Source organism: Devosia sp. J20-27 (genome assembly GCF_055808595.1).
Genome location: NZ_CM147875.1, coordinates 3,298,149 through 3,317,119, shown reverse-complemented (window position 1 = coordinate 3,317,119; position 18,971 = coordinate 3,298,149). Strand labels below are relative to the sequence as shown.

The following is an 18,971-nucleotide window of genomic DNA, read 5'->3' as shown; positions in this document are numbered from 1 at the left end:
TCAGGCGGTCGCCGCCTCCGCGGTGACACGCGGACGCGGTTTCTTGCGCACGATCTGCCGGACAAACTCGGCGATCGGTTCGACATCGTCCTGCGTATTGAGCAGCGCCGGCGATCCTTGGCCTTCAATGATGAAGCCATCGGCATCGCGCCGCCGGCGCATCATTTCCTCGAATGTTTCGCGCCGCAGCTGCTCGGTCAGCTGCGTGCGCATCATCATCAGCGGCGCATGTCCCAGGCTCTGGAACAGCGGCCATTGCGCCATCAACACATCATCATGTTCGAACACATCCAGCATCTTGAGCAGATGCGGGTCGAACAGCGGATGCACCCGCTTGCCCTCGAGATAGTGGGTCCGCCCGGCAAGCACATCAAGCAGTCCGTCATGCACGGATGGATAGTCCGTCTGCAGCATGCGCCGAAGCATGGCCCGCAGCCCCGCTTCGCTCCGCGTTCCCTCGAGCTCATGCAGGTTGTTGCGCAGGCGAACCAGCCCACGCGGATCCGATACCGGTCCTGCATCGATCAGCACCGTTCCGGCAATCAGCCTCGGCTGCTGCGCTGACAGCGCCATGATCACCTGACCGCCATAGCCCTGGCCGAGAAAGATGGCGCTGTCGATCGCCAGTGCCGCGCAGACCTGACGCAGGTCGTGCGCATCGGCTGGTGAGACATAGAGTGTCTTGTCGGCGCGATCAGATGACCGGCCCCGGCCCTTGAGATCGACCAGCACGACCGGCAGCGTTTCGCCGAACCGGCGGTGGAAATTGCCCACGAAGTCGCTGAAGTCCGCCATGTTGCGGTGGTAGCCGGCCAAGCAGACGAGCGGGATCTGACCGACGCCGAGCTTGCCCGCAACATGCACGGCGAGGCTTTCGCCGCCGGCTCCAACGGTCAGTCGCTGCACCGGCAGGTTGGCGAAAGCGGGCAGGGCGGCGGGGACGGTGCGAGGGCGCTCGAACATGCTCAAGTCCATAACAGGGCTACCTAGGTAGCGCCATCGCGGCCGGGCACTCGCCCACAGGGCGAAGGACCGGAACCGCCACTAGCCGGGAAGCTTGCGCAGTGCCTGCCGGATGCCGATCTCGCTATGTCCGAGACGCGCCTGATAGACGACATAGTTCCCCAGAACGCGCTTCACGTACATCCGGGTCTCCTCGAACGGGATCAGTTCGACCCAGACCACCGGATCGACATTGTCCGATCGCGGATCGCCGAAGGCGCTGATCCATTTCGAGGCATTGCCGCCGCCGGCATTGTAGGCCGCCGCCGCCAGCACCAGTGACCCGTCAAAGCGTTTGAGCTGCGCCGCCAGATAGGTGGAGCCCAGCAAGGCGTTGTATTCCGGATCGCTGGTGAGCCGTGACTTCGAGTATTCCACGCCCACCTTCTGGGCGGTTTCCTGGGCAGTCGCCGGCATCAGCTGCATCAGTCCGCGAGCCCCGGCGCCCGACACGGCGTCGGCCCGGAAATGGCTCTCCTGCCGGGCCACAGCATAGACCGCTGCCGTGTCGACCGAAGCGAGTTTGTCGGCCGGCAGCCCGTCTCTCGGAAAGCTGAACAGATCCAGCGGCGCGCCGCGCTTGTCGGCAATGTCGGCGACCTGGATGGCCAGGTCGTGCGCGCCGATGTCCTGCGCCAGCCGCGCCGCCAGCACCATTTCGCCGCCGCTCTTGAAACCGAAGATGAAGCTGCGGAGCAGGGGACGAGCCAGATCGGCTTTGCCGTTCTCGCTCAGCAGTCGCACCGCGCGCACCATGTCATGGCGCTCGAAACTGGCCTGCGCCGACCGCCATTCAGGCATGCTGCGCAGTTGCACGTCAGTCAGCCCGAGCTCGCTGCGGGCCAGGATGCCGTAATAGACCGTGCCATATTGCGCGGCTGCCTTGTAGGCCGCCTGGGCACCGGCCTTGTCGCCGTTAGCGGCGAGCGCCCGGCCGAGCCAGTAATTGGCCTGCGTCACCGAATCCGGCAGTGTCGACAGCGTCGTCATCACCCTGAACTGGTCCGCCGCGGCGGCCGGTTCCTTGAGAAAGGCCAATGCGATCCAGCCGGCGTGGAAGCGGGCCTCGACGAGCCGCCCTTCCGGACCCTCGGTGTAGTGCGCAGCCGCCAGATAGGCGCGCTTTGCGTCATTCCTGCCCAGCAACTGGCGGATCAGCGTCCGGCGCTCGTACCAGAACTCTGCCGCGTCGGGAGCATCGCCCTCGGCCTTGTTGAGCCAGGCGATCGCATCGTCCCAGAGCTCGAATTGCCGCGCGCGCTGTGCCCGTGAGAAATAGTAGACCGGGTTGGACTGCATGGACGGGTCGACGCTGTCGAGCAGCTTTTTGGCGTCCTTGTCATTGCGCGACACCGCGTTGCGGGCCACCGCCAGCGACTTCTGCGCCGGCGTCAGCAGCGACATGATGCGTTCGACCCCTGACGCACGGTCATGCATCATCAGGTGCATGGCACGCGCCCAGTGGTCCTTCTGGTCGAGCAGGCGGCCGAGTGCCTTGTAGACCTTGTCTTCGCCCGCCCGGTCGAGGAAGTTCTCGGTCCAGATGGCGCGCGCAATCCGCGCACCGCGTGCCTGCTGCCCGTCTGCAACGTAGGCGAGGGCTAGGGAAATCTGTGCGTCGAGCGTATTGGGCATGGCGCCGCCCAGCACCTTGATGACCTCGGCATGCGCCGGCCCCGCCTTGTTCAGCGCCTGCTCGAGCCGCGTCTTGAAGACCGAGGTGTTGGCAAATTCGGGCGCATCCGCCGCAAATCGCAGCACCGTGCCGTAGTCGATATCGCCGTCGCCGAAATAGATTGCTGCCCACTGGATGGTGCGGCGTTCGAGGTCGCTGGGCAGCGAGCGCGCTGCCTCATAGGCTTTGGCCCGGTCACCGGCGGCAATCAGGGCCAGCGCCGATTTGAACGCGGCCGAACCATTCGGCGCGGCGACAGCGCCGCTGCTGTCGATCGAACCGGTGACAATGTCGTCGATCCCGTCCGTCGCGAAGCCGGCGGGGGCAACGCTGAGGGTCAGCGTGGCGGCAAGAGTGCCGATGAGGAGGCGGGCGGGCCTCCTGAGCGCGCGAAACATGGTAACCGTCCTGTTGGTCCACAGTACAAATCCAACAAGGTGCCCCCACCCCTTGCGGTTAACCCAAAGTTTGCCCTTTTCAGGTGAACAAAGGGTTTCCGCGCCGGTCCTTGTGGGTGTACGTCACGAGCCTCCCAGCTTGTCGCGTCGCACGTAAAAAACTATGCTGCGCCACTATGGCCGGGCCAAGGTCGCTTTATGACCGCAATCTGGCAGCCGATAACCCCAAGCCGCGCCAAGCGGCGCCTATTCGAGGAAAATTCCGCATGTTTCGAGGCTCGATCACAGCGCTCATCACTCCGTTTGCAAGCGGCGCGCTGGACGAGAAAGCCTTCGCCGATTTCGTCGAATGGCAGATCAAGGAAGGCTCGCACGGTCTGGTGCCGGTCGGGACCACGGGTGAGAGCCCCTCGGTCACGCACGAGGAACACCGCCGTATCATCGAGGTCTGCGTCGAGGTGGCCAACGGCCGCGTACCGGTGATCGCTGGCGCCGGATCGAACTCGACTGCCGAAGCCGTGGCCCTGACCCGCTTCGCCGAGGATGTCGGCGCCGATGGCGTGCTGTCCGTGGTGCCCTACTACAACAAGCCCACGCAGGAAGGCCTCTTCCAGCACTTCTCCGCCGTCGCCGAGGCCACCGATCTGCCCATCATCCTCTATTCGGTGCCCGGGCGGACCGTTGTCGATTTCACCGTCGATACCATCGCCCGGCTACGTGATGCGCACGGCAATATCGTCGGCATCAAGGATGCGACCGCCAGCATGGAACGCGCCAGCCTGGAGCGGTCGCGGCTCGGGCCGGACTTCATCCTCCTCTCGGGTGAGGACATGACGGCTCTGGGTTTCAACGCCCACGGCGGCCATGGCTGCATCTCGGTGACCTCGAATGTGGCGCCCAGGCTCTGTTCGCAGTTTCAGAACGCCTGCCAGCAGGGCAACTATGCCGAGGCGCTGGCCCTGCAGGACAAGCTCGTGCCTCTGCACAAGGCCCTGTTCCTCGAAAACAACCCCGCCGGCGTCAAGTATGCCGCCGCCAGGCTCGGGCTCTGCCGCAACGAATTCCGCCTTCCGGTCGTCCCGGTGACCGAGGCGAGTGAAGTTGCGATCGATGCCGCCCTTACACATGCGGGTCTGCTGCACTAGATACGGACCATGGCGACCAAACCCAACAAGCCCACTATGCTGGTCAGCGGCCTCGCCGCCGAGAACCGGCGGGCCCGCTTTGACTACGAGATCATCGACACCCTCGAGGCCGGCATCATGCTGACCGGCACCGAGGTCAAGTCGCTGCGCACTGGCAAGGCCCAGATTGCCGAGTCCTATGCTTCGCCCGAGCGTGGCGAGCTCTGGCTCATCAATGCGCATATCCCCGAATACCTGCAGGCCAACCGTTTCAATCACGAAGAACGGCGGCCACGAAAGCTGCTGGTCAGCAAGAAGCAGCTGGCCAAACTCAGTCAGGATGTCGACCGGGCCGGCAACACCATCGTGCCGCTCAAGCTCTATTTCAATGATCGCGGCATGGCCAAGCTGCTGATCGGCGTCGGCAAGGGCAAGAAGAACTACGACAAGCGCGCCACCGAGCGCGATCGTGACTGGAACCGTGACAAGTCCCGCCTGATGAAGCAGGGCGGTCGCGAGTAGGCAGCTCTTGCTGGCAGCCCCTAGGCGTCCAGCACCGCTCGGGCCGCTCGCCCGACAACGTCTTCGAACATTTCCGTCGTCAGGACGCCGGTATTGGTGTTGTAGCGGGAGCAGTGGTAGCTATCGAACAGCGTCGCGCCGCTGCTCAGTCGGTGCTCTGCGCCATGCGTAAACGGGAACCTCGCCCGCTTCTCGCCCAGCGTCGACAGCAGTGAATCGTGGGCGATCCGCCCCAGCACCAGGAAGTTGTCCGGCCGGCTTTCGTCGATCGTCGCCGTCAAAAACTGCCGGCAGGTCGCGATTTCGGGTCCGGTCGGCTTGTTCTGCGGCGGCACGCAGCGCACGGCGTTGACGATCAGCACGCCATTGAGTTGCAGCGAATCCTGCGGGCTTTGCTCGTAGTCTCCCGACGCCAGGCCGAATTTCCGCAGTGTCGCGTAGAGCAGGTCGCCGGCATAATCACCCGTGAACGGCCGTCCCGTGCGGTTGGCGCCGCGCAGGCCAGGCGCCAGCCCGACGATGATCAGCCGCGGCTTCGCGTCCCCCCAGTTCGGCACGGGTGCGTTGAACCAGTCCGGAAACTGCCTGCGGTTGTCGGCGCGAAAGCTGGCTAGCCGCGGACAAAGCGGGCAGTCGAGCGGCGGATCTGTGGGTGGCAAAGGCAACCTTGGGGCAGGGGACTCACTTTCCCACAGGTTCGGCGACAGGCGCGGGCCGGTCAACCGTCGTGCTCCGGTCCACCACATTGCGATCCAGCGGCGGCGTACGCCCCACCGTCTTGCAGAGATCGGCCACGTCGAGGAAGAAGTCGGCCTGGCGACGCAGGTCGTCGGCGATCATCGGCGTCGGAGTGGTGAGGGTCGACACGACCGTGACGCGCTTGCCGCGACGCTGCAGCGCGGCCACCAGCGCGGTAAAGTCGCCATCACCGGAAAACAGCACCATGTGATCGAAATGCGCCGCCATATCGAGCGCATCGACCGTCAGTTCGATGTCCATGTTGCCCTTGATCTTGCGACGACCGGCGGAGTCCGTGAATTCCTTGGCCGGCTTGGTCACCACGGTGTAGCCGTTGTAGTCGAGCCAGTCGATCAGCGGCCGGATGGAGGAGTACTCCTGATCCTCGACCAGCGCCGTGTAGTAATAGGCGCGCAGCAGATAGGCCTTGCCCTGAAATTCGCTCAGCAGGCGGCGGTAATCGATGTCGACACCGATAGCCTTGGATGTTGCGTAGAGATTTGCGCCATCGATGAAGAGGACGATTTTCTCGCGCGGGTCGATCGACATGCACTGCTCCTGACCCGTGCGGCCGGCCTCTCAGGCGGCACGGCAATGACCGAAATAATGAAATGGGAGAGGCCAGGACTCCGATTATGTTTCTAAAGCTTGCGTCCGGAACTCCAATCAGCGCCAGAAGCTTGCCGTTTGCAACCACAAAAACTGTCCCAAAAACCCGTCAAAAATCTGACTTCCGAACTAAGTCGTGATAAACGTGGCTCAATTTCATATGGCAACGTTATCTCGGAAAACGATCACATCCTTGCCCCGGCGGGATGTGTCGTGTATGAGGGCACCTCTTTCCACAACCGCTGGAGACGTCCGTGGCACGCGTCACCGTTGAAGACTGCATTGAAAAGATCGAGAATCGCTTCGATCTGGTCCTGATGGCTGCCCATCGGGCCCGCATGATTTCGGCCGGCTCACAGATCACCGTGGCGCGCGACAACGACAAGAATCCCGTTGTTGCGCTGCGTGAAATCGGTGACGGCGCGATCTCCCCAGACGACCTGCACGAGGATCTGATCCACTCGCTGCAGAAATATGTTGAAGTCGACGAGCCCGAGAAGCACTCCGCGCCTCTGCTCGACGCCAATGCCGATCAGGATGGCGACACCTTCGACACCATGAGCGAAGATGAGCTGCTGCGCGGCATTGAGAGCCTCGCGCCCCCCGAGCGCCGGGACGACTGAGGCCGTTTGCGCCCGCGCGCAAATCTCCTATATTCGAAGGGCGCCGGGCCTCTATCCGGCGCCTTTTTTGTTCTGCGGGGCGTACGTGACGCCCGGCCGCTGGGAGCGCGGCGTTCCAGATGATGCGTCAGTACGAACTCGTTGAACGGGTTCAGGCCTATAACCCGCACACCGACGAGGCGCTTCTGAACAAGGCCTACGTCTATGCCATGCAAAAACATGGCAGCCAGAAACGCGCGTCCGGCGATCCCTATTTCAACCATCCGCTCGAAGTCGCGGCCATCCTCACCGAATTGCGGCTCGATGACGCCTCGATTGCCGTTGCGCTCCTGCACGACACCATCGAGGACACTGACGCCACCCGGGCCGAGATCGACCAGCTGTTCGGCGCCGAGATCGGCGCCATTGTCGAAGGTCTGACCAAGATCGAGCGGCTGCAGCTGGTCACGCGCGAGGAAGCGCAGGCCGAGAACCTCCGCAAGCTCCTGCTCGCCATCTCTGCCGACGTCCGTGTCCTGCTGGTCAAGCTGGCAGACCGTCTGCACAACATGCGCACGCTGGAGTTCATGGCGCCCGAGAAGCAGCGGCGGATCGCCAACGAGACCATGGAGATCTACGCGCCGCTGGCCGGCCGCATGGGTATGCAGGACATGCGCTCCGAACTCGAGGCGTTGTCCTTCAAGGTGCTGCAGCCCGAACCCTACCGGGCTATCACCAGCCGTCTCGACGAGATGCAGTCCGAGTTCGCCGAGACCATCGCCACGATCCAGGCCGAGCTGCTCGACAAGCTGAAGGCCGAGAACATCGAGGCCGAAGTCTCGGCGCGCGTCAAATCGCCCTGGTCGATCTTCACCAAGATCGATCGCAAGGCCATCGCGCTCGAACAGCTCTCGGACATGATCGGCTTCCGCATCATCGTCCGTTCGGTCGCCGACTGCTATCGCGCGCTCGGCATCGTGCACACCAACTGGAAGGTCGTTCCCGGACGCTTCAAGGACTATATCTCGGTCCCCAAGCACAACGACTACCGGTCGATCCACACCACCATTGTCGGGGTAGGGCGGCAGCGCGCCGAACTGCAGATCCGCACCGACGAGATGCATCGCGTGGCCGAATACGGCATCGCCGCCCACGCGCTCTACAAAGAGGGCGCGACCGAGCACTTGCAGAAGCTGGAAGGGGAGAGCAAGGCCTTCGCCTCGCTGCGGTCGACCATCGAACATCTCACCAAGGGTGGTTCGGGCGAGGAATTCCTCGAGTACACCAAGCTCGAGCTGTTTCAGGACCAGGTCTTCTGCTTCACCCCCCGGGGCCGTCTGATCGCCTTGCCGCGCGGCGCCACGCCGATCGATTTCGCCTATGCGCTGCATACCGATATCGGCGACACCTGCGTCGGCGCCAAGATCAATGGCGCCATCATGCCGCTGGTGACCCAGCTCCGCTCCGGCGACGAGGTCGAGATCATCCGCGACCACAACCATCTGCCGCCCAGCAACTGGGAGAACATCGCGGCCACCGGCAAGGCCCGTTCCGCCATCCGCCGCGCCGTCCGCCAGGCGGCCCAGCAGCGTGCCCATGCACTGGGCGAGCATGTCCTGGGCGTCGTGCTGGAGCGCGAAGCAGTGACCATCGACGACGCCGAAGGCAAGCTGCTGGCCGAAGCGCTCGGCTTTGCCGGCCGGCGCGAACTGCTGATCGCCATGGGCGAGGGCAAGGTCGACTCCGATGCCGTCGCCACCGAGCTGGCGGCCGTCAAGGGTCTGCGCAAGCGGCGCAGCAAGAAGATCGATCTGCCGGTGCCCGACAAGGCCGAAGGCTGGTTTGCCTTGCGGCACTCCGAGGTCTTCCGCTTCCGCGTCCCCGGCGGGCAGCGCTCGGGGCCCAATGCCAAGGCCGCTCTGGAACAGCTCGATTTCAACACCCGGGTCGAGGTCTCGCCCGAAGGCGTGGTCCCCGGCGACCGGCTGGTCGGCATCATGCGGCCGGGGGCACCCATCGAGGTCTATCCGATCCACTCGGATGCCCTGGTCGAATTGCACGATTCCGATGTCGCCTGGATTGATGTCCGATGGGACATGACTGGCCGCGAGCACTCCCTGCACAAGGTGGTCATCTCGGTGCTGGCGGTAAACCGTCCCGGTTCCCTTGCACATCTCTCCACGGCGATTGCCGCGGCCGAGGGCAACATCCATAATATGACCATGCGGATGGGGTCGCCGGACTTCCACAACTTCATCATCGAGCTCGAGGTGCGCGATTTGGCGCAACTGACCGATGTTCTGTCACAGTTGAAGCTGACAACCGGTCTCTCGTCAGCCCAGCGCGCCCCGATTGCCGAGGCGCGCGCCCTGTCGAAAATCGAATGGGCCGTGCGGCCTGAAGAAAAGGAGCCGGCGTGACCACCGAAGACGTGCTTGACCTGTTTCGCGAAAGTGGCGCCCTGCTGCAGGGACACTTCATCCTGTCGTCCGGGCTGCGCTCGCCGGTGTTCCTGCAGAAGGCCCGGGTCTTCATGCATCCCGACAAGGCCGAGAAACTCTGCAAGGCGTTGGCGGAAAAGATCCGCGAGGCCGGCTATGGCGACGTCAGTCAAATCGTTTCGCCCGCCGTCGGCGGCATCATTCCCGGCTATGAAACGGCCCGCCACCTTGGCGTTCCCGCGATCTATACCGAGCGCGTCAATGGCGTCTTCGAGCTGCGCCGGGGCTTCGAGATAGCAAAAGGCGAGAAAGTCATCATCGTCGAGGATATCGTCTCTACCGGCCTGTCGATCCGCGAATGCATAGACGCCATCCGCAAGATCGGCGCCGATGTGGTGGCCGCCGCCTGCCTGATCGATCGCAGCGCCGGCAAGGCCGATATCGGCGTGCCGCTCGTCGCCCTGACCCAGTACAAGGTGCCGGCCTATCCCGCCGACCAGCTTCCTCCTGAACTGGCCGCAATTCCGCCGATCAAGCCCGGCAGCAGGGGCCTGCAGTGATCGTCGGCCTCGGCAACGATCTGTGCGAGATCGGCAGGGTCGAAAAGACCCTTGCGCGCTACGGCGAGCGCTTTACCCAGCGCTGCTTCACCGAAATCGAGCGCCGCAAGTCCGATGCCCGCGCGCAGCGCGCTGCCAGCTATGCCAAGCGCTTTGCCGCCAAGGAGGCCTGCGCCAAGGCGCTGGGCACCGGCATGAGCTGGGGCGTCTACTGGCGCGACCTCGGCGTCGTCAATTTGCCATCGGGCAAACCCACCATGAAACTGACCAATGGCGCGGCCCGGGCCCTCGAACGGCTTGTGCCGCAGGGCATGAAGCCTCATATCCACCTCACCATCACTGACGATGGCGGCATGGCCCAGGCTTTTGTCATCATCGAGGCACTGCCGATTGACCACGCGGCAGCGCTCCCGTAACCACATTTGACCTGAAGGTCTGGGACCAGATGAACCAAGCAGCCACCAAGGTGGAAAAGAAGAAAACCGCACGCAGTGAGTTCGTCGACACGATCGTCGTGATCGTCGAGGCGCTGATCATTGCCGTCCTGTTCAGGACTTTCCTTTTCCAGCCGTTCTCCATTCCCACCGGCTCGATGCAATCGACGCTGATGATCGGCGATTATTTTGTCGCCAGCAAGTTTGCCTACGGCTACGGCAAGTACTCCTTCGTCGTGCCGCTGCCATTCAACGGCCGCCTGCTCGGCAGTGCGCCCAAGCAGGGCGATGTCGCCGTCTTCCACAACGAGGCGAGCAACGAGGACTACATCAAACGGGTGATCGGTCTGCCCGGCGACAAGGTCCAGATGAAAGAGGGACGCCTCTATATCAACGGCACGATCGTCGAGCGCGAGCTTGTCGGTCAGGCCCTCGATCGCGACAGCCAGTATCGCGACGTTCCGGTCACCGTCTACAAGGAGACGTTGCCCAGCGGCGTCACCCACACCATTCAGGAAATCTCCGACGACCAGCCGCTCGACGACACCGCCGAGTACGTTGTGCCGGAGGGCCACTATTTCATGATGGGCGACAACCGCGACCGTTCCCAGGATTCGCGCGTTCTCAGCGCCGTCGGCTATGTCCCGTCCGACAACCTGATCGGCAAGGCGGAAGCCCGCTTCTTCTCGGTCAAGGACAACCGGGCACCCTGGGCCATCTGGGAATGGCCGGAAACGCTGCGGCTGGATCGCATGTTCCAGTCCGTCTACGAATAGATGGGCAAGAGCCGGGGCCACGACAAGCTGCAGGCCCGCCTGGGCTACCGCTTCGCGGACCCGGACCTGCTTGATCGTGCCCTGACCCATTCGAGCGCCGTGTCGCCCGGCAAGCGGGTCGACCGGAGCTACCAGCGCCTCGAATTCCTGGGCGATCGTGTGCTCGGCCTGGTGGTGGCCGACATGCTCTATCGTCACCTGCCCAAGGCCAACGAGGGCGAACTGAGCCGCTCGCTCAACAGCCTCGTCCGCAAGGAAACCTGCGCCGCCATTGCCCGCGAACTCGACCTCGGTTCGGAGATGAACCTGGGCGAGAGCGAGGCCCGCACCGGTGGCGCCAGCAAGGAAGCCATCCTTGGCGATATCGCCGAAGCTGTCATCGGCGCCGTCTTCTGCGATGGCGGCTTTGGACAGGCCTATGACATTGTCGAGCGCCTGTTCGGCCAGCATATCAATCAGGCCGGCAGCGTCCGCGCCGATCCCAAGACCACTTTGCAGGAATGGGCGCAGGGCAAGGGGCACGAGCCGCCGGTCTATGCCGAAGTCGAGCGCACCGGGCCCGACCACGCTCCCGAATTCACCATCTCGGTGCGGCTCGGCCCCTACGAACCGCTGACTGCCACCGGCCCGAGCAAGAAGCTCGCTGAACACAAGGCCGCCGAACGCTTTCTCGTCCGCGAGAAGGTCTGGCGGGAAACATTTTGACCGAACTCGATACCACGCCGCCAGACGCTCCCGTCGACACCCGTTGCGGTTTTATTGCGCTTGTGGGCGCCCCCAATGCCGGCAAGTCGACCTTGCTCAACTCCCTGGTCGGTTCGAAAGTCTCGATCGTCACCCACAAGGCGCAGACCACGCGCGCCCAGATTCGCGGCGTCGTCACCGATGGCATGTCGCAGGTGATCTTCATTGATACCCCTGGCATTTTCGCCCCCAAGCGGCGCCTCGACCGCGCCATGGTCGAGGCCGCCTGGACTGGCGCCGGCGATGCCGACTTCGTGGCGCTTATCGTTGATGCCGAAAGGGGCGTAACTCCGGAAGTTGAATCACTTCTTGAAGGTCTGGAGGCGGTGCACACCCCGCGCATCCTCGTCCTCAACAAGATCGACCTGCTCAAGCGCGAGAAGCTTCTGGCCCTGTCCGAAGCCATCAACGCCCGGCTGAAATTCGATGAGACCTTCATGATTTCCGCCTCCAAGGGCGATGGCGTGCGAGACCTCCTCGCCTGGGCCCAGACCAGGGCCCCGCTGGGCCCGTGGCATTTCCCCGAGGATCACCTCACCGACCTGACCCTGGCCCTCACCGCCGCAGAAGTGACACGCGAAAAGCTCTTTCTGCGCATCCACGACGAGATCCCCTACAACGCCACTGTCGAGACCGAGAAATTCACCGTCCAGAAGGACGGCTCCTATCGCATCGACCAGGTGATCTACCTGGCCCGCGAGGCGCACAAGAAGATCGTGCTGGGCGCTGGCGGCAATACCATCAAGGCCATCGGCGCCGACTCCCGTGCTGAGCTGATGGACATTTTCGAGACCAAGGTTCACCTCTTCCTCTTCGTGAAGGTACGCGAGAAATGGGGCGACGACCCCGAGCGCTACCGCGAAATGGGGCTGGACTGGACGAAGTAAGCCATGGAATGGAGCGGTGAAGGCCTCATCATCGGCGTCCGGCGCCATGGCGAGTCCAGCGTCATCGCCGAGGTCATGGTCGAGGGCAGGGGGCGCTATATGGGCCTCGTCCGCGGCGGCCGCTCGAGCAAGCTCGCCGCCACGCTGCAGCCGGGAAACTCGGTGCAGATCACCTGGCGCGCCCGTCTGGAGGAGCATCTCGGGCTCTTCACCACCATCGAGGTCACCGATGCCCGCGCCGCCGGGCTGATCATCGACCGCGTCCGGCTCTACACCAGCCAGTTGCTGTGCGACCATCTGCGCCTGCTGCCCGAGCGCGATCCCCACGACCGCATGCTGGGGCTCGCCATCCGCATCCTCGATGCCGGACTGTCACCCCTCGATCTGGGCATGGCCCTGGCCCGCTTCGAACTGACCCTCCTGGATGAACTCGGTTTCGGCCTCGACCTGGGCAGTTGTGCCGTCACCGGCGTCACCAGCGGCCTCACCCATGTGTCGCCCAGATCGGGGCGGGCCGTCTGTCTCGCCGCCGCGGCGCCCTATATCGGGCGGCTGTTTGAACTCCCGGCCTTCCTCATTGGCGACGCCACGGCCGATTCTGCCGATGTCGCCAGCGGCCTGGCTCTCACCGGCTACTTTCTCGAAATGCATGTCTGGGCCGCCCGCCAGATCGATCCACCGGCAACCCGGGCTTCTTTGGCTGCAATCCTTGTCGATCCGGTATGATGCCGGCGTGATTCGCCTGACCCAGAAAGCCTAGATGTCCGACGCCGACACCCTGCCCCCCGATGAGGGCACCGACCGCATTGTCGATCTGCGCAAAGCGCTCGAAGAGCGCTATCTCTCCTATGCGCTCTCGACCATCACCCAGCGGGCACTCCCCGATGCCCGCGACGGCCTGAAGCCTGTCCACCGGCGCATCCTGCACGGCATGCGGTTGCTGCGGCTCGATCCCGGTGGCGCCTACAAGAAGTCGGCCAAGGTCGTCGGTGACGTCATGGGCTCATTCCACCCGCACGGCGACCAGTCGATCTATGATGCGCTGGTGCGCCTGGCGCAGGATTTTTCCATGCGCTACCCGCTGGCCGACGGTCAGGGCAATTTCGGCAATATCGACGGCGATAGCGCTGCCGCCATGCGCTACACTGAAACCCGCATGACCGATATCGCCATACGCCTCATGGAGGGCATGGCCGAGAACGCGGTCGATTTCAAACCGACCTATGACGGCTCGAACGAAGAGCCCGTCGTCCTGCCCGCCAACTTCCCGAACCTCCTGGCCAACGGCTCGCAGGGCATCGCCGTGGGCATGGCAACCTCGGTGCCGCCGCACAATGTCGCCGAACTCTGCGACGCCGCGCTGCACCTGATCATGAACCCGTCGGCCACCAGCGCTGATCTGCTGCATTTCGTCCCCGGCCCCGATTTCCCGACCGGCGGCATCCTGGTCGAGAGTGCCGCCAGCATTGCCAATTCCTATGCCACGGGACGCGGTTCATTCCGCCTGCGCTCGCGCTGGGACGTCGAGCAGAAGGGCCGCGGCGTTTACCAGATTGTGGTCACCGAGATTCCCTACGGCGTGCAGAAGAGCAAGCTCGTCGAAAAGGTCGCCGAGCTGCTGCTGGCCAAGAAACTGCCGCTGCTCAAGGACATCCGCGACGAGAGCGCCGACGACATCCGTCTCGTGCTCGAGCCGCGCGCCGGCACTGTCGATCCGGTCATCCTGATGGAGCAGCTGTTCAAGCTCTCCGATCTCGAGCAGCGCGTCCCGCTCAACCTCAACGTGCTCGACATGGGCACCACGCCCAAGGTCATGAGCCTGGCCGAGGCCCTCAAGGCCTGGCTGGCGCACCGCAAGGACGTGCTTGTCCGCCGCACCCAGCACCGGCTCGACCAGATCGCCCATCGCCTCGAAGTGCTCGATGGCTACATCATTGCCTATCTCAACCTCGACGAGGTGATCCGTATCATCCGCGAGGAGGACGACGCCAAGGCCTCGTTGATCGCGACCTTCAGTCTCACGGACGTCCAGGCCGAGGCCATCCTCAACATGCGCCTGCGCTCCTTGCGCAAGCTGGAGGAGATCGAGCTCCGCACCGAGCACGCCAACCTGACTGAAGAGCAGGGCCACCTGACCACGCTGCTGGGTTCGGAGAAGAAGCAGTGGGGCGAAATCACCACGCAGGTGACCGACCTGCGCAAGGCCTATGGTCCCAACACCGCCGTCGGCAAGCGCCGCACCACCTTTGCCGATGCGCCCGACGCCAATCACGAGGACATTGCGGTCGCCTTCATCGAGCGCGAGCCGATCACCGTCATCCTGTCCGAAAAGGGCTGGATCCGCGCCATGAAGGGCCACACCTCCGACATCGACGACAAGAGCTTCAAGGCCGGCGACCGCCTGAAGCTTTTCGTACACGCCGAGACCACCGACAAGCTGCTGCTGCTGACCACGGGCGGCAAGGTCTACACCCTGGGCGGCGACAAGCTGCCGGGCGGCCGCAGCCAGGGTGAACCGGTACGCCTAATGGTCGACATCGAAGAGGGGCAGGACATTGTCGACCTCTTCGTCTTCAAGGCCGGGGCCCGGCGCATCGTCGCCTCCAGCGCTGGCAACGGCTTCGTCGTTGCCGAGGACGAACTGATCGCCAATACCCGCAAGGGCAAGCAGGTGCTCAACGTCTCCGGCACCGACGAGGCAAGGCTGGCCGTGCCGGTCGCTGGCGATATGGTCGCGGTCATCGGCGAGAACCGGAAACTCCTGGTCTTCCCGCTCACCCAGCTGCCGGAAATGACCCGCGGCAAGGGCGTCAGGCTGCAGCGCTACAAGGATGGCGGCATTTCCGACCTGAAGACCTTCAACGGCAGCGACGGTCTCACCTGGACCGACTCTTCGGGGCGCACCTACACCAAGCCCGCCGCCGAGCTCACCGAATGGATCGGCGATCGCGCCACCGCCGGACGGCAGCCCCCCAACGGCTTCCCGCGCAACAACAGGTTCGTCGGCTAGAACTCAGGCCGGCGGCAGGGCGGGTGCGACCGAGAAGCTGGCAATGATCGGCAGGTGGTCGCTGCCGGTCTCGGCGCCGGCATGCACGTCATGCACCTCGATGCCGCCGCGCGTCAGCACGTGGTCGAGCGGCAACAGCGGCAGGGTGTCCATCAGTCCGTCCTTGGCCAGCCGGTGCGGCACCGTAAAGCGCAGCGGAAAGGTCACGACATTGCGGGTCTGCCGCTCCAGCATGCTGCGCATGGCAAAATCGCGCATCGCATAGGACCACGGCGTCGAGTTGAAATCGCCGACCACCACCAGCGGGCCTTTGGTTTCGTTCACCGCCGCCGTCAGCTCCTGAAATTCCATGACCTGCCGCGCCACCGGCAGCGGCCAGTCCAGATGGGTCGTCAGGATCGAGAACTGCGTGCCGTCGGCCAGCGTGAAGGTAGCGAGGATACGCGCCGTCCGCTGTTTGCCATAGGCATCGTTGGGACAGGCGCCATCATCTTCGGCCTCGTCGAAGGGCAGCTTCGAGTAGATTGCGATATTGGCGCGCTTGCCGCCGCGGCACTGGGCGAAATAAGGATAGTCCGCCTTCAGCATCGGGTGCAGTTCGCTGGACTGCTCGCCGAAATACTCCTGGAAGGCGATGATGTCGGGCTCTTCCGCCTGGATCGCGGCTTCGACCCGGTCCATGTCGTAGTTGAGACCGAACAGGTTGTGCGTCATCAGCTTGAACACCGGCCTGCCATCGCTTGGCATCGGCGGACGCGGCATGAATCCCGAGACCAGTTCGGGCACGAAGATGATGCCCGAGGCGACCAGCCCGGCCAGCGCCGCGCCCGTCACCCAGGATTTCCAGCGGCTGCCCTGGAACACCAGGATCGCCACGATGACCGCCAGCAGCGCGCCGAAGAACACGAGCACCTGGAAATGATTGATCAGGTCGAACTCCGGCACGGCAAAGCCCAGCAGCGCCAGCAGCGCCAGCGCCGCGAGCCCGAAAGTGCCAAGCGCAGTCACAATCCGGACGATACCGAGAAGCAGTTTCATGAAGGATCCGGAACCAGAACGCGGTCAGTCGAGTCGGCGCCAGCCGAGCGGACCACGTTGGACTTCGAGCGGGCGGAAGCGGCCCTTGTAGGCCATTTTGGGCGAGTCCTTGACCCAGTACCCGAGATAGACATAGCTCAATGATGCCAGTTTCACCTGGCTGATGTGATCAAGTATGAGCAAATTCCCGAGACCGCGCGAACTGAAATCGGGATCGAAGAAGCTGTAGACCATCGACAGCCCGTCCGGCATCACATCCGTCAGGGCCAGCGCCACCAGCGGATTTCCCGGTAGCGAGGTGATGCGGTATTCGACCAGGATGGTCTGCACCGGCGTATCCTCGACCATGTACTCGTAGTCGACGAAGCTCATCTGCGTCATGCCGCCGCCGGCGTGGCGGGCGTCGAGATAGCGCTTGAACAGCGCGAACTGCTCGGCCGTCGCACGCGGCGCACAGACTTCGACGGAAATGTCCTTGTTGGCGTTCAGGATGCGCCGGTAGCGCGACGAAAGCTCGAACTCCTTGGCGACGATCCGCACCGACTGGCAGGCTGCACAGCCATCACAGGCGGGGCGGTAGATCAGGTTCTGGCTGCGACGAAAGCCGTTGTCGCTCAGCAGGTGATGCAGCGTCGCGGCGCGGCGTCCGGTCAGGTGTGTGAAGAGTTTGCGCTCCTGCCGTCCGGGCAAGTACGGGCAGGGCATGGCCGCCGTGAGGAAAAGCTGCGTGTTTTCCGGCGTCTGATCCGTCATCGGGCGCTCATTGCTGGCATTCCGGCCACCCTACGCCGCGTTCTGCGTTCCGGCAACTAGGCGCCGACGCGCCGCCAGTGCCGTACCATCGGTGAGCGCCGCACCATCAACGTGCCAGTCACCAGATCGTGCACCATTTCGCGACGCGGCGTGAACAGCGCTATCGCCAGTGACACCGGCCAGGCAATCCAGCAGGTCACCCAGAACACCAGCGGATGGACGAGGATCTTCCAGCCATCCAGCGGTTGGCCGCGTGTCGGCGTCAACACGATATCCATGGCCCGCATGCCGATGGTGGCACGGGCTGCCGAGCCGAGTGTCAGGGCGTAGTAGCCAAGGATGGCGACCGGCACGACCAGCGGCAGCGCGATCAGTCCGATGCCGAACGTCAGCACGCCGAAGATCACTCCGACGAGGAACAGCACGCCGCTCAAAATGCTCAGCAGAACAAAATCGATCACGAACGCGAATACCCGCCTCTGCAGGATGGATTCGAACAGCTCCGGCGCCGTCGCCGGATTGGGCAGGTCGGGTCGTGCATCAGACGTGGTGTTCGACATGCCGATAAGATAAGCGCCCGCAGGGCGGACGCAAGGCCTCAGGCGTTCAGTTTGCGCGCCGCCTCGAGAGCGAAATAGGTCAACACCCCGTTGGCGCCGGCACGCTTGAAGCCCCAGAGGCTCTCCATCATGGCCGCCTCGCCATTGATCGCTCCGGCCGCGCCCGCCAGCTTGAGCATCGTATACTCGCCGCTCACCTGGTAGGCGAACACCGGCACGTTGAAGTCGTCGCGCACCCGCCGCACCAGATCCAGATAGGGCATGCCGGGCTTGACCATCACCATGTCGGCGCCTTCATCGATATCCTGCGCCACTTCGCGCAGGGCCTCGTCGGTGTTGGCGTAATCGAGCTGATAGGTCCGCTTGTCGCCCTTGAGTCGGGCCCCCGATCCCACGGCTTCCCGGAACGGACCGTAGAATGCCGAAGCGAACTTTGCCGAGTAGGACATGATGGCGCGCTGTTCGAAGCCGCTGCCGTCCAGCGCTTCCCGGATCGCCGCGACCCGGCCGTCCATCATGTCCGATGGCGCGATGATATCGGCCCCCGCTGCGGCCTGTACCAGCGCCGACCGCACCATCACCTCGACCGTTTCGTCGTTGAGGATTTCGCCGTCCTGCACCAGCCCGTCCTGGCCGTCGCTGGAATATTCGTCCAGCGCCACGTCGGCGATCAGCCCGATTTCGGGCACGGCCGCCTTGATTGCCGATAGCGCCCGGCACATCAGATTGTCCGGGTTATAGGCTTCGGTCGCGTCCTCGTTGCGCAGGTTGTCCGGCGTATTGGGAAACAGCGCCAGCGCTGGAATGCCTTCGGCATGTGCCGCCTTGGCCGCCGCTACGGCCAGATCCACCGACAAGCGCTCGACGCCCGGCATGGTCTTGATCTGGGTCTTCTCGTTCTGGCCGTCGATGATGAACAGCGGCCAGATGAAGTCATGCGGTGTCAGCACGGTTTCGCGCACCAGGTCGCGCATCCAGGCCGACCGTCGCAGCCGGCGCTGCCGTCGACCGTTGAGAAACTCCATGTCGTGCCTGAGCCAGCGGTCGGCCATTCTGCGCCTCCTTGAGAAGTGGCCGCTTCTACCAGTCCGGCCCGTC

Annotated in this window: 19 protein-coding genes; 11 read left to right on the top strand and 8 right to left on the bottom strand. The window is 63.9% G+C overall.

Features of this window, described 5'->3' with window-relative positions:
* Window positions 1-963 (bottom strand): alpha/beta fold hydrolase, encoded by a 963-nt coding sequence (locus AC0L4C_RS16475; RefSeq protein ID WP_473400789.1) that lies wholly within the window; start codon window positions 961-963, stop codon window positions 1-3.
* 81 nt (window positions 964-1,044) lie between these two features.
* Entirely contained in the window at window positions 1,045-3,075 is a 2,031-nt protein-coding gene (locus AC0L4C_RS16470) for a lytic transglycosylase domain-containing protein (RefSeq protein WP_473400788.1), read from the bottom strand.
* A 266-nt stretch (window positions 3,076-3,341) separates the two neighbouring features.
* Here AC0L4C_RS16470 and dapA point away from each other — a divergent pair, with 266 nt between their 5' ends.
* Together dapA and smpB are read left to right on the top strand one after the other, a co-directional pair.
* On the top strand, window positions 3,342-4,220 hold the full coding sequence (dapA, locus tag AC0L4C_RS16465) for a 4-hydroxy-tetrahydrodipicolinate synthase (protein WP_473400786.1): 879 nt from the start codon (window positions 3,342-3,344) through the stop codon (window positions 4,218-4,220).
* Window positions 4,221-4,229: 9 nt separating this feature from the next.
* The gene (gene smpB / locus AC0L4C_RS16460) at window positions 4,230-4,721 is read left to right on the top strand and encodes an SsrA-binding protein SmpB (RefSeq protein WP_473400784.1); all 492 of its coding nucleotides are present in this window, start codon (window positions 4,230-4,232) and stop codon (window positions 4,719-4,721) included.
* Window positions 4,722-4,741: 20 nt separating this feature from the next.
* On the opposite strand, the gene AC0L4C_RS16455 is transcribed toward smpB, so the two are convergent.
* Both AC0L4C_RS16455 and AC0L4C_RS16450 read right to left on the bottom strand, forming a co-directional pair.
* The gene (locus tag AC0L4C_RS16455; RefSeq protein WP_473400783.1) at window positions 4,742-5,443 is read right to left on the bottom strand and encodes a uracil-DNA glycosylase; all 702 of its coding nucleotides are present in this window, start codon (window positions 5,441-5,443) and stop codon (window positions 4,742-4,744) included.
* A complete protein-coding gene (locus tag AC0L4C_RS16450; protein WP_473400782.1) occupies window positions 5,403-6,008 on the bottom strand; it encodes a LabA-like NYN domain-containing protein in 606 nt (201 codons plus the stop codon). The genes AC0L4C_RS16455 and AC0L4C_RS16450 overlap by 41 nt, the downstream gene beginning before the upstream one ends.
* Window positions 6,009-6,322: 314 nt before the next feature.
* Here AC0L4C_RS16450 and rpoZ point away from each other — a divergent pair, with 314 nt between their 5' ends.
* The 9 genes from rpoZ to parC all read left to right on the top strand — a co-directional run bounded on the left by rpoZ (window position 6,323) and on the right by parC (window position 15,522).
* Window positions 6,323-6,691 carry a DNA-directed RNA polymerase subunit omega gene (gene rpoZ, locus AC0L4C_RS16445; RefSeq protein WP_473400781.1) on the top strand — a complete coding sequence of 123 codons (369 nt, stop codon included), beginning with the start codon at window positions 6,323-6,325 and terminating at the stop codon, window positions 6,689-6,691.
* A gap of 119 nt (window positions 6,692-6,810) precedes the next feature.
* A complete protein-coding gene (locus AC0L4C_RS16440; protein ID WP_473400780.1) occupies window positions 6,811-9,090 on the top strand; it encodes a RelA/SpoT family protein in 2,280 nt (759 codons plus the stop codon).
* The gene (gene pyrE, locus AC0L4C_RS16435; RefSeq protein WP_473400779.1) at window positions 9,087-9,671 is read left to right on the top strand and encodes an orotate phosphoribosyltransferase; all 585 of its coding nucleotides are present in this window, start codon (window positions 9,087-9,089) and stop codon (window positions 9,669-9,671) included. Before AC0L4C_RS16440 ends, pyrE begins: the two co-directional genes overlap by 4 nt.
* The gene (gene acpS / locus AC0L4C_RS16430; protein WP_473400778.1) at window positions 9,668-10,087 is read left to right on the top strand and encodes a holo-ACP synthase; all 420 of its coding nucleotides are present in this window, start codon (window positions 9,668-9,670) and stop codon (window positions 10,085-10,087) included. The genes pyrE and acpS overlap by 4 nt, the downstream gene beginning before the upstream one ends.
* A 29-nt stretch (window positions 10,088-10,116) precedes the next feature.
* Window positions 10,117-10,881, top strand: a complete 765-nt coding sequence (gene lepB, locus AC0L4C_RS16425; protein WP_473400777.1) for a signal peptidase I — start codon at window positions 10,117-10,119, stop codon at window positions 10,879-10,881.
* Entirely contained in the window at window positions 10,882-11,586 is a 705-nt protein-coding gene (gene rnc / locus AC0L4C_RS16420) for a ribonuclease III (RefSeq protein ID WP_473400776.1), read from the top strand. It abuts the gene before it with no gap.
* Window positions 11,583-12,512: a GTPase Era gene (era, locus tag AC0L4C_RS16415; protein WP_473400775.1), complete on the top strand. Its 930-nt coding sequence runs from the start codon at window positions 11,583-11,585 to the stop codon at window positions 12,510-12,512. Before rnc ends, era begins: the two co-directional genes overlap by 4 nt.
* A 3-nt stretch (window positions 12,513-12,515) precedes the next feature.
* On the top strand, window positions 12,516-13,238 hold the full coding sequence (recO, locus tag AC0L4C_RS16410; protein WP_473400774.1) for a DNA repair protein RecO: 723 nt from the start codon (window positions 12,516-12,518) through the stop codon (window positions 13,236-13,238).
* Window positions 13,239-13,272: 34 nt separating this feature from the next.
* Window positions 13,273-15,522: a DNA topoisomerase IV subunit A gene (gene parC, locus AC0L4C_RS16405; protein ID WP_473400773.1), complete on the top strand. Its 2,250-nt coding sequence runs from the start codon at window positions 13,273-13,275 to the stop codon at window positions 15,520-15,522.
* Window positions 15,523-15,525: 3 nt separating this feature from the next.
* Here parC and AC0L4C_RS16400 read toward each other — a convergent pair whose 3' ends face one another.
* From AC0L4C_RS16400 to hemB, 4 genes are read right to left on the bottom strand one after another with little or no spacing between them, the layout of a single operon-like run.
* Complete coding sequence (locus AC0L4C_RS16400) at window positions 15,526-16,560, bottom strand: endonuclease/exonuclease/phosphatase family protein (protein ID WP_473400772.1); 1,035 nt, start codon at window positions 16,558-16,560, stop codon at window positions 15,526-15,528.
* Between the two features lie 24 nt (window positions 16,561-16,584).
* Window positions 16,585-17,313 (bottom strand): arginyltransferase, encoded by a 729-nt coding sequence (locus AC0L4C_RS16395; protein ID WP_473400771.1) that lies wholly within the window; start codon window positions 17,311-17,313, stop codon window positions 16,585-16,587.
* A 56-nt stretch (window positions 17,314-17,369) separates the two neighbouring features.
* Entirely contained in the window at window positions 17,370-17,873 is a 504-nt protein-coding gene (locus tag AC0L4C_RS16390) for an RDD family protein (RefSeq protein ID WP_473400770.1), read from the bottom strand.
* A 38-nt stretch (window positions 17,874-17,911) separates the two neighbouring features.
* Window positions 17,912-18,925 carry a porphobilinogen synthase gene (gene hemB / locus AC0L4C_RS16385; RefSeq protein ID WP_473400769.1) on the bottom strand — a complete coding sequence of 338 codons (1,014 nt, stop codon included), beginning with the start codon at window positions 18,923-18,925 and terminating at the stop codon, window positions 17,912-17,914.
* Between the last annotated feature and the right edge of the window lie 46 nt (window positions 18,926-18,971).

Coding starts and splice junctions, on each gene's coding strand:
- AC0L4C_RS16470 (WP_473400788.1), bottom strand. CDS start 3,075: ATGTTTCGCGCGCTCAGGAGGCCCGCCCGCCTCCTCATCGGCACTCTT.
- dapA (WP_473400786.1), top strand. CDS start 3,342: ATGTTTCGAGGCTCGATCACAGCGCTCATCACTCCGTTTGCAAGCGGC.
- AC0L4C_RS16450 (WP_473400782.1), bottom strand. CDS start 6,008: ATGTCGATCGACCCGCGCGAGAAAATCGTCCTCTTCATCGATGGCGCA.
- parC (WP_473400773.1), top strand. CDS start 13,273: ATGTCCGACGCCGACACCCTGCCCCCCGATGAGGGCACCGACCGCATT.
- AC0L4C_RS16390 (WP_473400770.1), bottom strand. CDS start 17,873: ATGTCGAACACCACGTCTGATGCACGACCCGACCTGCCCAATCCGGCG.
- recO (WP_473400774.1), top strand. CDS start 12,516: ATGGAATGGAGCGGTGAAGGCCTCATCATCGGCGTCCGGCGCCATGGC.
- AC0L4C_RS16440 (WP_473400780.1), top strand. CDS start 6,811: ATGATGCGTCAGTACGAACTCGTTGAACGGGTTCAGGCCTATAACCCG.
- AC0L4C_RS16400 (WP_473400772.1), bottom strand. CDS start 16,560: ATGAAACTGCTTCTCGGTATCGTCCGGATTGTGACTGCGCTTGGCACT.
- smpB (WP_473400784.1), top strand. CDS start 4,230: ATGGCGACCAAACCCAACAAGCCCACTATGCTGGTCAGCGGCCTCGCC.
- rnc (WP_473400776.1), top strand. CDS start 10,882: ATGGGCAAGAGCCGGGGCCACGACAAGCTGCAGGCCCGCCTGGGCTAC.
- hemB (WP_473400769.1), bottom strand. CDS start 18,925: ATGGCCGACCGCTGGCTCAGGCACGACATGGAGTTTCTCAACGGTCGA.
- lepB (WP_473400777.1), top strand. CDS start 10,117: ATGAACCAAGCAGCCACCAAGGTGGAAAAGAAGAAAACCGCACGCAGT.
- AC0L4C_RS16475 (WP_473400789.1), bottom strand. CDS start 963: ATGTTCGAGCGCCCTCGCACCGTCCCCGCCGCCCTGCCCGCTTTCGCC.
- AC0L4C_RS16395 (WP_473400771.1), bottom strand. CDS start 17,313: ATGACGGATCAGACGCCGGAAAACACGCAGCTTTTCCTCACGGCGGCC.